This window comes from uncultured Streptomyces sp. (assembly GCF_947488945.1).
Lineage (GTDB): Bacteria > Actinomycetota > Actinomycetes > Streptomycetales > Streptomycetaceae > Streptomyces.
This window is the reverse complement of the sequence record NZ_CANLBS010000002.1, coordinates 42,256-53,025: the sequence shown is the minus strand read 5'-3', so window position 1 is coordinate 53,025 and position 10,770 is coordinate 42,256. Positions and strand designations below refer to the sequence as shown.

9 protein-coding genes are annotated in these 10,770 nt (G+C 66.2%); 3 read left to right on the top strand and 6 right to left on the bottom strand.

What is annotated here, in order from left to right:
• Nucleotides 1–172 precede the first annotated feature (172 nt).
• From Q0994_RS02455 to Q0994_RS02430, 6 genes are all read right to left on the bottom strand, one after another.
• Nucleotides 173–1,420 (bottom strand): site-specific integrase, encoded by a 1,248-nt coding sequence (locus Q0994_RS02455; protein ID WP_299528246.1) that lies wholly within the window; start codon nucleotides 1,418–1,420, stop codon nucleotides 173–175.
• Nucleotides 1,421–1,458: 38 nt separating this feature from the next.
• Nucleotides 1,459–1,641 carry a helix-turn-helix domain-containing protein gene (locus Q0994_RS02450; RefSeq protein ID WP_299528245.1) on the bottom strand — a complete coding sequence of 61 codons (183 nt, stop codon included), beginning with the start codon at nucleotides 1,639–1,641 and terminating at the stop codon, nucleotides 1,459–1,461.
• Nucleotides 1,642–2,517: 876 nt separating this feature from the next.
• Complete coding sequence (locus tag Q0994_RS02445) at nucleotides 2,518–2,760, bottom strand: DUF397 domain-containing protein (protein ID WP_299528244.1); 243 nt, start codon at nucleotides 2,758–2,760, stop codon at nucleotides 2,518–2,520.
• Entirely contained in the window at nucleotides 2,757–3,623 is an 867-nt protein-coding gene (locus tag Q0994_RS02440; protein WP_299528243.1) for a helix-turn-helix transcriptional regulator, read from the bottom strand. Before Q0994_RS02440 ends, Q0994_RS02445 begins: the two co-directional genes overlap by 4 nt.
• A gap of 935 nt (nucleotides 3,624–4,558) precedes the next feature.
• On the bottom strand, nucleotides 4,559–5,476 hold the full coding sequence (locus tag Q0994_RS02435) for an SUMF1/EgtB/PvdO family nonheme iron enzyme (RefSeq protein WP_299528242.1): 918 nt from the start codon (nucleotides 5,474–5,476) through the stop codon (nucleotides 4,559–4,561).
• Nucleotides 5,477–5,485: 9 nt separating this feature from the next.
• A complete protein-coding gene (locus tag Q0994_RS02430) occupies nucleotides 5,486–6,268 on the bottom strand; it encodes an aminotransferase class IV family protein (protein ID WP_299528241.1) in 783 nt (260 codons plus the stop codon).
• 389 nt (nucleotides 6,269–6,657) lie between these two features.
• On the opposite strand from Q0994_RS02430, the gene Q0994_RS02425 reads away from it, so the two are divergent.
• The 3 genes from Q0994_RS02425 (at nucleotide 6,658) to Q0994_RS02415 (ending at nucleotide 10,717) form a co-directional block, all read left to right on the top strand.
• The gene (locus tag Q0994_RS02425; protein ID WP_299529243.1) at nucleotides 6,658–7,032 is read left to right on the top strand and encodes a DUF6415 family natural product biosynthesis protein; all 375 of its coding nucleotides are present in this window, start codon (nucleotides 6,658–6,660) and stop codon (nucleotides 7,030–7,032) included.
• A gap of 232 nt (nucleotides 7,033–7,264) precedes the next feature.
• Complete coding sequence (locus Q0994_RS02420) at nucleotides 7,265–9,166, top strand: glycoside hydrolase family 15 protein (RefSeq protein ID WP_299529241.1); 1,902 nt, start codon at nucleotides 7,265–7,267, stop codon at nucleotides 9,164–9,166.
• A gap of 30 nt (nucleotides 9,167–9,196) precedes the next feature.
• Nucleotides 9,197–10,717 (top strand): ATP-binding protein, encoded by a 1,521-nt coding sequence (locus Q0994_RS02415; protein WP_299528240.1) that lies wholly within the window; start codon nucleotides 9,197–9,199, stop codon nucleotides 10,715–10,717.
• Nucleotides 10,718–10,770 lie beyond the last annotated feature (53 nt).

Below are 10,770 nucleotides of genomic sequence, written 5' to 3'. Positions count from 1 at the left end.
GTTAGGCGCTTGTACTTCTGACATGAATTCCACCACGTCAGCGACGTGGTGGAATTCATGAACTGAAGCGGAACGTTTGGCACAGGGCTCCCACCTGCGGAAACCTTTCTTCTGATGATCGGATCCAGCACCGATCCAGCACGGTAGGAAGCTATCCAGCACGCTCAGCACCTCAGGCCGCCGAGCTGTACTTACCGGGTTCCTCCGGAGTGTCGCCGAGCACCGGGCCCATGGCCTTCTGCATGATGGCACGGCAACGGTCCCACGCTTCGGGAACGAGGTGGCCATAAATGTCGACAGTGGTCTTGATCGACTTGTGGCCGAGCCAGCGCGAGACCTCGTGGATCGGGATGCCGGCCGCCAGGGCAGTCGAGGCGAAGAAGTGGCGAAGCGAGTGCGGGTGGTACTTGGGCTTCCCCTCGGCATCCACCAGCCCGGCGGCCTTGGACGCCTTCCTGAAGTGGTACGAGTAGGTGTTCGCAGTCGGCATCGTGCCTTTACCCCGCTCGCGTGGCGCAAAGAAAACTTCGACCTGCCGCGACCTCCCAGCCGCGTTCTGGAACGAGAGCGGGACTGGCTCCCAAACCTCCGCATGGGCATTGATCTCGTCGCAGACGAACTGCGGAGCAGGCACATCGCGGTACTCGCCCTCGTCACGGTGCTTCAGCGCCACCAGTCGGGTCTTGCTGTCGCCTCGGTGAGCCTTCGAGCTGATCTGCCAGCGGATGCGGATCACGTCGTCGCGCAGGCATCCGACATGGAAGGCGAGGGCCTCGCTGACCCGCATGCCTATACCGGCCTGGAGCCAGATGGTCAGCTTGTACTGCGGCGACATGTGCTCGTACAGGAGGCGAACCTCGTCAAGCGTGGGGATCTCATCCTCATCGACCGCGTGGTTACCCGGAGCAGTCTTCACATCCCTGGTCGGGTCCTCCTGGATGACCTTCTCTTCCTTGGCGGACCAGAACATGTGCTTGACGAGCTTCATGCGGTCGTGGACCGTGCTCGCGGCGAGCTTCTTACTGATGGCCGCTTTGAAGTGCTCGACATCGCGCTTCGCGACTCCGGCCATAGTCTTCCGACCGAGCAGGGGAATCAGGTGTGTATCGATGAACCCTCGATAGTTCGAGTACGTGGAGTCCCCGATCACACGGCGGTTAAGCCAGTCCTCCGCGTAAGCCCGGACGGTGATCTTCCCCGCGTTGGGGTCGATGTACGTCCCGACGCTCTTGTCGTTCTCGACCTTGCTGGCGAAGTTGTCTGCCGTCGTCTTCTTGCTGAAGCTGGCTTCCCGCTGCCCGCCAGTCCGGCCGCCTGGCTCTCTGTATCTCACGGTCCAGTCGTGACCACAGCGAACCCTCTCGCATGGAAAAAGAGGGCTCCTCTCGTCGGTCTTGCACCTCTGGAAAACGGTGGCCATGGGCTCCTCTCTCGCGCTGGGGCGTGGCTGCGCAGCCGTTACCCGTAGTGTTCATCCAGGTAGGCGACGATGTCGCGCTCACGAAATCGCAAAAGGCGTCCCACTTTCTGGGCCTTGAGACCCCATGACCGGTATTTATTCTTTACGGTGATCTCGCTGACCTTTAGCCATGCAGCCACTTCCTCCGGAGTCAGCAGACGATTGCTGCCTCCCGCAGTCAACGCGTCACGTTTTTCACCCCGGTGGCCTTTTCTGGCCTAAACCGCACTACGTCACACTCCATCGGCGAAGGCACCGTTGCGGATTAGCGACGGACACCACGGTCATTTGGGCAACAGCGGACAGTGCCGTTCCTCCTGACAACTGAGTGCACGACGCGATCCGCTGCGTCTGCTGTAGCTCCACCGCCAAGCGCAGCTACTGCGAACTCCTCAATCGTCGCGACGATCGCCGGTTTGGCTAACCGGCGATCGTCGGCTATGTTGCCCGCCGCATCACCCGCTCGAAGTGTCTCCTCGCCTTCCCCACCCACATGGGAGAGGAGGTACGAGCAGGGGGCTCCGGACGTGCCGTCCGAGGTGACTACTAGAAGCCCGTGTGTGCGAGTTGAGCCGGCCAAGATTCGCCGTGACGCGACGTTCAGGCATCCCGAGTGGCCTGTGCAACCTCGCAGGCTGTGGCGCCCGGACGCCGTGCCACGTGCGCGAGAACCGCGCGGTCGCTGCGGTCCCCCCGCTGCAGGCGATTAGAGGAACTCACACCAGGGGCCGATATTCGCGGCACGTGATTCCAAACCGCCTTGGATCCTGATCACGATGAAGAAGCAGCACCTCCTGGCGTTGTTTTTGCGGGACGTTGTACGTTGACATAGTCCTCGCCCAGCTATCCAGTCCTTCGCCGCTTTTTCCTGTCTGCCGTGGGCGAATGCACCGATGTTGCCATCCAACGGCAGCAGAACGCAGGACCTACCAGGGCTGAAGCGAAGACGCCGACGCGCGCCTTCGGAGGCATGGGGCTTGCACGAGAAGGGCCCGCACCCCCTTGTTAAGGTCAGGGATGCGGGCCCTCCTCTACAGGCCCCGTGCGCCGGCCTGCTGCTAGCCGACCAACTCGCAGTCGACGGCGCCGCTCTTCACCGTTCGGATGAACGACGCGTACACACCGCAGGGGAGGATCATGGCCGAACCCTGCCGGTCCTTGGAGTCACGGACTCCGACCAGGTTGCCCCGACGGGCAACCTCAACGCAATTGCCACCGCCCTGGTCGCTGAACGAAGACTTGAACCAGGATCCTTCCGGTGCGAACTCCGTAGAGGGAACGGGCTTCGTGTGATCAGTCATTTCCACAGTTTCTTGTCGAGTTCCATCAGGATTGACGGCGTCTGGGAGGGCCCTGGCGCCGCCTTGACCATGGCATCGAACTGCCTCTGGTACTGCCCAACATCGGATGGCTTCGACCACATGGTGATGGATCTGTGGCCGTCGCCCTGGACCACCGCATCCAGCTCATCGAACTCCAGCACCGTGAAGCAAAAGCCTGCGCGATAGGTGGACAAATCTTCGGGGATGATCTGCACCTCTACGTTGTCCTGTTCGCAGAGGCGGATGATCTCCGCGTACTGGCGACGCATCACATCAGGACTGCCGATCACCGTGCGCAGCGTGTTCTCGGTGAGGATGATGTGTACTTCGCGACCGCTGTCCAGCAGCTTCTTGCGTTCCATGCGGGCTTGAACGCTGCGCTCGACGGCGTCAGTCGTTCGCTCCTCCACGATCTTGGCCGAGCCCATGAGGGCCCTTGCGTACTTCTCGTCCTGAAGCAGGCCGTGCACCACGTTGTTCTCGAAGCCCCGGATGCGGACCGAATCCCGCTCCAGACCGAGGTACCGGGGCATCCCTGAGGGGAGCACGTTCCGGAAGGTCGTCAACGGTTCGCTCTTGAGTGAATCGCGCTGCATCTGGAGCAGGACGTCACGGTCGGACGGCTCTATGACGTCGTACTCGTCCATCAACGCTTCGAGGTCCGCCAGCTTGGGCAGCGGGATCTCGCCGGCCTCCACCCGGCTCAGCTTCGATCGCGAGAAGTTCAGCTTCGTGGAGACAGCTTCGGCGGTATAGGAGTCCGCCTCGCCACCGGGCTCGGCCGTCGCCTCGGCTTGCTTCTTCTTTCGTTCGCGCAGTTCGCGCAACTCCTTACCGAGCATGACCCGCAGGTACGTCGGTCCCCGTCGTGCCGCCACCTGTCCCCTCACCTCGCTGCTCCGTGCACCAAGTCCTCTCCCCTGCCCGCGAGATCGTGATGCCTGTGCGTCGGCAAGGGGCCTGTGTCCGGAGTCTGACACGGCGCGTCCTCTCTGCAACACCCCCTGCCCACTAGCTGGCACATGCCAGTTAGGGCTCATTTGGGGATTCCCTTGAATGTTAATTAGCGCGCGCAGCAGAGTAGTTACGGCTGCCGGACCAGAGGTTCGTTCGGCCACCGCTGGGGCCGTTCACCCCTGGCTTAGTGCGCGGCACGTTGCCAACCCAAGGATCGCGAAGGTAACCGCCGCGCCGACACTCCCACACCCCGTCAAGAGCCGAGGCCCGTGATGCGCCAGAGCACCGCCCGCAGGAAACCGACCTCCTGGATGGATCAGGAGCGCGATCTCGAAGAGGGGCTGAACCCCAACCGGTTCCGTGTCAGGGCCGATGCATACGGTTCCCTCGCGGCTGCACGCCGAGACAACCTTGAGCAGATCGTGGCGCGGGCACGAGCCCGTGGGCGGATGCCGCGTGTTTGCCTGTACGCGCTGGCCTTCGGGGGCCAGGAGCCCCAGCACTCCTTCAACGCAGCTGCTGCGTGCGCGGTTCGCCAGTGCTGGCAGGTGGGAGCTGGTCAGTCTTATGCCGACCACCACGGCGCCGGTGCTCCTACGGCGCGGCCCGGTTGGTGCGGTGTAAGGCGGCAGATCCTCGCTGGGTACGCGGATGGGGTCGTAGTGGTTACGGCCGACGTCATCAGTTCTCACGTTGACGAATACCGGCAGGAACTCGACTGGTTCGAGCACAGGGGCTTCGTCGCCGTGGTGATCCCCGAGACTGGCCAGGGGCAGGCATGAGGGCCAGAGCCGTCCACGTCTGGCGTGCTGACCTGGCCCTAGGGGGCAGCGACGCAGCGGAACCCTGTGTCGTTGTCCTTCATCGACGTGGAGGCAGCGTTCATCAGGGACGGCGCTGCCCGTCCGATCGGGGACGTGAACGCGGAGCCCTTCAAGTGACGCCGTCCGTTGCCGGGCTCCTCTTCGGTGCCGCACCACTCCCAGACGTTGCCGCACATGTCGAAGATGCCGAACGGGCTGGCGCCGGACTGGTAGCGGGAGACGGGGGTGGTCGTGTCGATGCCGGTCTCGGCCGTGTTTGCCTTCGCGGCTGTCGGCTCGTTGCCCCAGGGGTAGATGCGCCCGCGCGGTCCGCGAGCGGCCTTCTCCCACTGCCGCGCGGAGGGAAGCGCCTTGCCAGCCCAACGAGCGTAGGCGAACGCGTCGTGCCACGTCACCCACACCACGGGGTGGTTGGCCAGTGTGACGGGGCAGTGGCCGTCGGGCCAGTGCTGGGGTGGTCGATGACTGGTGGCCAGAACGAACTTCGCGTAGTCCTCGTTGGTCGTCGGGTAGACGTCCATGAGGAACGGCTCCAACCACACCGAGCGGTTGTCTGGGCCGGAGAGAAAGATGCCCTCTTCAACGAGGGCCATGACCTTCCCGTCGACCGGGTGCCGGCGAGTGCTCGGGTCCCTTCGCAGCAGTTCCTCGGCGCGCTCGTCGTGTTCAACAGCGGCGCGTTCGGTCATGAGCGCGGCGAATCGCTGCTGGACGTCGGTCGGGGCCTGGGACAGCAGCGTATCCAGGGCCGACTGGTTGTCCAGTTCGAGTTCGATGGTCTCCCCTCGGCGTTTCCATCGAGGGACCTGGCGCGGGTTCACACCGACCAGATCGGCAAAGTCCTTCTGCTTCTCGCGCATAGCGATGCGCAGCAACTCGGCCTCTCGGCCGGTCCACCTGGTCACCCCCGCCATGGCCTTCCCCTACAGGGTCTCGCCGGGGATCGACAGGTATGCCTCCTGGAGTTGCCTCAAGACGGGGTGATCTACAGGGAACTCGGTGTCGTCAATCGCGGCCAAGGGGCGGACGCCGATCGAGGTGTTCGTGGCGAAGGCCGCGGCCATGCCCTTCGCCTGGTCCAGGGTGACGGTTGCTGTGCGGTGGTCGGCTTGCTGCTGGAGCAGAGCCATGGTGACGCCGGGCAATACGGGAGCGGCGGGCCACACCACGGTGCCCTCTTGGTCGATGAACGCCACGTTCCAGGTGCCACCTTCCGAGACGAAGCCGTCGCGACCGACGAACAGGGCATCGTCGAAGCCCGCTCGCTGGGCTGCGCCCCGGCCGTGCAGAGCACCGAAGAGGCCGACGTGCTTCACCTCGGGCAGGTCGCGCTCGTACACCTGGCTCTGGGCGCGCAGCGGGGCCGGAGGCAGGGCGCCGGCGCCGCGTACGGACACAAGAACGTGCGGCTCGTTGGCGTCGGCCGGGTGGCCCATCTCGACCTTCGGGTCGTAGATCGTCACGCGCACGACGCAGGGCAGGGCCTGGCCTCCCAGGGCCTGGCGGACGTACTCGCGGACACGGTCGGGGTTCAGTGCCGCGTGCCACACGATCTCGCAGTCCCGAGTGAGGCGTTCCAGGTGCAGCGTCAGACCGCGAATGCTGCCGTCGGAGTCGACGCGCATGGACGTGAAGTGCCCGACGTTCGTAAGCGCCAGAGGGAGCAGGTCGTCTACGGATGCGGGCTTTCCATTGAGAGTCACCATGGCGCCCAGCATGTCAGGACCGTCTGCTCCGGCGGCACCCCAATGCAGGTTACTGACGGGTCAACGTCATCTGAGAGTCATTCCCAAGCCTTGGCGACGGGGTGTTCGCTGGTCACCGCGCAATCACTTCGAGTGATCGGCAGCGTGATCGGTGCTACTGCCGCGCTCTTCTGCGCTGCCCACCTGGGAGGACCCCGATGAGCCCTGTTCCAGGCGGCGCACCAGTCGCGGCCAAGCCCAAGTGGTCTGATGTGAAGAGGAGTTCCGTCATGCGTCTGCCGCTGACTTCCCGTCGGGACACCGGCTCGCGCGTTACCCCGAGCAGGCAGGGCAGTATCGGCACCACACCCGGCCCGCAGCGCGATATTGCGGTTACCGCGGCGGAGACGGTGGCGCTCGTGCTGGACGAGAATTCGCCGCTGCCGGAGAGCGCCGGCGAGGTGGTGGAACTGGCGCGGCGCCTTCGCGGTCACATCGGACAGCTCGGGGCCGTCGTACCGCCAGGAGCCCCAGCACTGCGCGGCGCGCAGCAGCTCGCTTCGGCGGGCGTCCCCGACGGCTACATGCCGAGCAGGGTTCATCTGGTCAAGCTGGCCGAGGCCACTCAGGCACTCGTCGCGGCCGTGCAAGCTCACGGTGGTGTCCCCGCGAAGCCGATGCGGAGACGGCGTTGGTGGAGGCCACAGCTCAACGTGCTGCGCGGCTCGGTCTTCGCTGTCGCCTTCGCCCTCTTGGCTCTGGCCGCGTCGGCGCCCCGGGCATGACCGTCACCGGGGCAGTTCTGATCGCGGTGGTTCTAGGCCCGGTGGCCTGGCTGATTCTCCGCGGTGGCCGAGTGTCCTGCCGCTCCGCTCCGCAGGACGAGGACTCCGCACCGGGGCAGAACAAGCCCTCCCCGCACAGGTGACCAACGTGTCCCTCCTCACCTACCCTTCCCGGCCGCTGCGGCGGCCCGATGCCATCCCCGGATCCGCGGGGTCTACGGAGATCCACACGATGAAGCGTCTTCCGCGTATCGAGCAGTACGGTCTGATCGGCGATATGCAGACCAGTGCCCACGTCTGCGACGACGGGTCGATCGACTGGCTGTGCCTGCCCCGCTTCGACTCGCCTGCCATCTTCGCCGGCCTGCTCGGCACGCAGGAGCACGGCGCTTGGCAGATCGCCCCAGCCCCGCCTGCAAGTCGATCCGAGGCCGGGGCGGTCTCTGAGCGCCGGTACCTCGGTGACTCGCTCGTCCTCGAATCTCTGTGGCGCACCCCGTCCGGATCGGTCCGGGTGCTCGACTTCATGCCGCCGCGCTCCGGGGCACCGCAAGTGATCCGGATCGTGGAGGGTGTGGCCGGCGAGGTGGAGATGGTCTCGGCTATGCGTCCGCGGCCGGGTTACGGCAGGGTCAGCCCGTGGATCCACGAGGTCGGGGGCCGTATGGTCGCCGAGGCTGGCGCGGACGCTCTGTGGTTCGACACGGGCGTTCAGCATGTGGAGAAGAACGGCGTCATCGTCAGTACCTTCGCCATCGCCGCCGGGCAGAGCGTGGCATTCGTGCTCAGCTGGTGCCCCTCCCACGCAGCGGCACCGGACCTTCCCGACCCGGAGTCCGCGCTCGCCGAGACGCTCGCCTTCTGGCAGGACTGGGCACAGGAGTGCACCTACGACGGTCCCTACCGCGAGGCCGTGATCCGCTCCTCGATTGCACTGAAGGCCATGACCTACGCGCCGAGCGGCGGGATCGTTGCGGCGCCGACCACGTCGCTGCCCGAGGAGATCGGTGGCGAACGACAGTGGGACTACCGCTTTACCTGGCTGCGCGACGCCTCCACGACCCTGGCCGCGCTGCTGGGAACCGGGAAGCGGCAGGAGGCCCAGGCGTGGCGGCGTTGGCTGCTGCGGGCGGTGGCCGGCGACCCGGAGAACCTGCAGATCATGTACGGGATCACCGGGGAGCGTGATCTGCGGGAGCGGGAGCTGCCCTGGCTTCCGGGGTATGAGGGATCAGCACCGGTGCGGGTGGGGAACGGGGCGGCGGACCAGCTGCAACTCGACGTGTATGGCGAGGTGGTCGAGACCCTGTACCTCGCGCACCAGAGCGGTGTCGCGCACTGCGCCGACACGGCGGTCCTGCACCAGCGGCTCATCGAGCACCTGGTCCAGCGCTGGCAGGAACCCGATGAGGGGATCTGGGAGATCCGCGGGGCACGCCGGCATTTCGTCCACTCCAAGGTGATGGCCTGGGTGGCCATCGACCGCACCATCCGCCTGGCCGAGGCCGGCGCCCTAACGCTGGATCCCGTCCCCCTGGTCGAGCTGCGCGAGACGATCCACCGCGAAGTCTGCACCGAGGGGTTCGACCCGGTGCGCAACACTTTCACCCAGTCCTATGGCTCTCAGGAACTTGACGCCTCCACGCTGTTGATCGCCCGCGTCGGATTCCTTCCGCCCGACGACCCGCGCGTCGTCGGCACCGTGGACGCCGTACGCCGGGAGCTGTCCACGCCGGACGGGCTCGTGCGCCGGTACCCGACGATAGGCAAGCACACCGGGGTGGACGGCCTGACGGGTGATGAGGGTGCTTTCGTCCTCTGCTCTTTCTGGCTTGTGGATGCTCTGGCCCTGACCGGCCGCCTGGATGAGGCCCATGCCTTGTTCGAACGTCTTCTCGCGTTGCGCAACGATCTCGGCCTCCTCGCCGAGGAGTACGACCCCGTCCAGCAGCGCCAACTCGGGAACTTCCCGCAGGCATTCAGCCACATGGGCCTGGTCCAGAGCGCTCTGCTGCTGCATCAGCTGGCGGCACAATCCTCTCCTCACCGGGGCGCGGTGGCGGTTCCGGCGCGCCGTTTCCCCTCACTCGGGTTGCTACAGAACCGCAAGGCCCCGACGTCACAGCACGCCTAGCCGTCCCCTTTTCCACTGACGAGGATCCTTATGTCTGACAGCCCGTTCCCGACACGGCCGGCCGCGACCGGCCATCGCCGACGGCGATCGCGACGGACCGATGCCTTCACGGTGCACTGCGTCCGTCGTGCCGTGGTGCTGCCCCTGTTGCTTCTTTCGGGCCTGGTGGGCGTCGCCTTCGCCGTCTGGTCGACGGCTGCGGTGCCTCTCGGCTGGCTCCTGGTCGGCCTGGTCTGCGGAGTGGCCGCGGTCACGCAGGTAGCGACCCGCGGAGTGCGTACGGCCGCCGACGCCGTACAGACAGCCGCAGAGCAACGGCGAGCTGCGGTACTGGCCGCCGTCGCGGGAGCGGCGGCGGCCATCGAGAAGTCGGTGGCGTGGTCGGCGGACGAACTGTGCCGAGGAACACGACCGCCCCTTCCGGACACTCAGATGCCGCAGCCGGCCAGTGCGACCGCAGAAATCGACAAGGCGCTCGGTGCACTCCAGGTGCAGGCCGTCGCCTCGCTGATACGCGTGCACGACGAATCCCAGTCCGTCGTCCTTCTGGACGTACTGCGCCGCCTGGCCACGCGGGAGCACGCCCTGGTCGGGAAAGCACTCGAAGCACTGACTCAGCTGGAGATGTTGACCGACGACCCGGAACTGCTTGCGAAGATCTTCGAGATCGATCACCTCGTGACGCGGATGCGGCGTCAGGTGGAGAGCACGGCGGTGCTGGGCGGGCAGTCCCTGCGCAGTGTGCGCCGGCCGGTGCCCGTCACGACCACGCTGCGCGGTGCGATCTCCGAGGTGGTGCAGTATCCGCGCGTGGTGGTCGCGGCGGGGTCCGTGGGGGGCGAGCTGGGGCTTCCCGGACATGTAGGCCCGGACCTGACGCACCTGCTGGCCGAGCTGATCGAGAACGCCTGCGAGTGCTCCGACCCGGCAACGAAGGTAATGGTGCGAGCGCAACGAGTGCCGAACGGGCTGGCAGTCGAAGTCGAGGACCGGGCCATCCCCATGCACCCGCAGACCCGCGCCCAGATGAACCATCTACTCAAGGCCCCCGATGAGGTCGATGTCAGCGGTCAGGTGCGAGACGGCCAGCTTGGCCTGCTGGTCGCCGCGAAGATCGCCCAGTCACACGGGCTGTCCGTTCTCCTGCAGGAGAACGTGACGGGAGGCACCACCGCTCTGGTCGTCATTCCGGCCCGGCTCCTCGTGGCGATTCCCCACGTCGGTGACGCGAACTCTCGACGCCCGGAAACACGCCCCTCCACGCTCCCGCCACGGCGGACTGCCGCAGCGATGGCTGCCCCTTCGACAGGGCAGGTCCAACATCCGACCGCCGTAGGCCAGCCGGGAGCCGACAGGGCGAGGCACGTTGCTCCAGCGCCCGACCTTCCCCGGCGTACACGGCAGGCCGGTTCCTTCCCCCCACCTCGTGAGCGGGAGCAGGCCCCTGCGACCGCACCGACGCCCGGGCTCGCAGCTGCCTTCCGCACGGGCATCCAGGTCGGCGGGGCCGCCGGCGCTCCTCTCACTCCGGCAGAGCAGCCCAGGCCCTGACCATCGCCCGTTCTCTCCCCGTTCCCGGCGGCACGGACATATCCGCCGGCCCT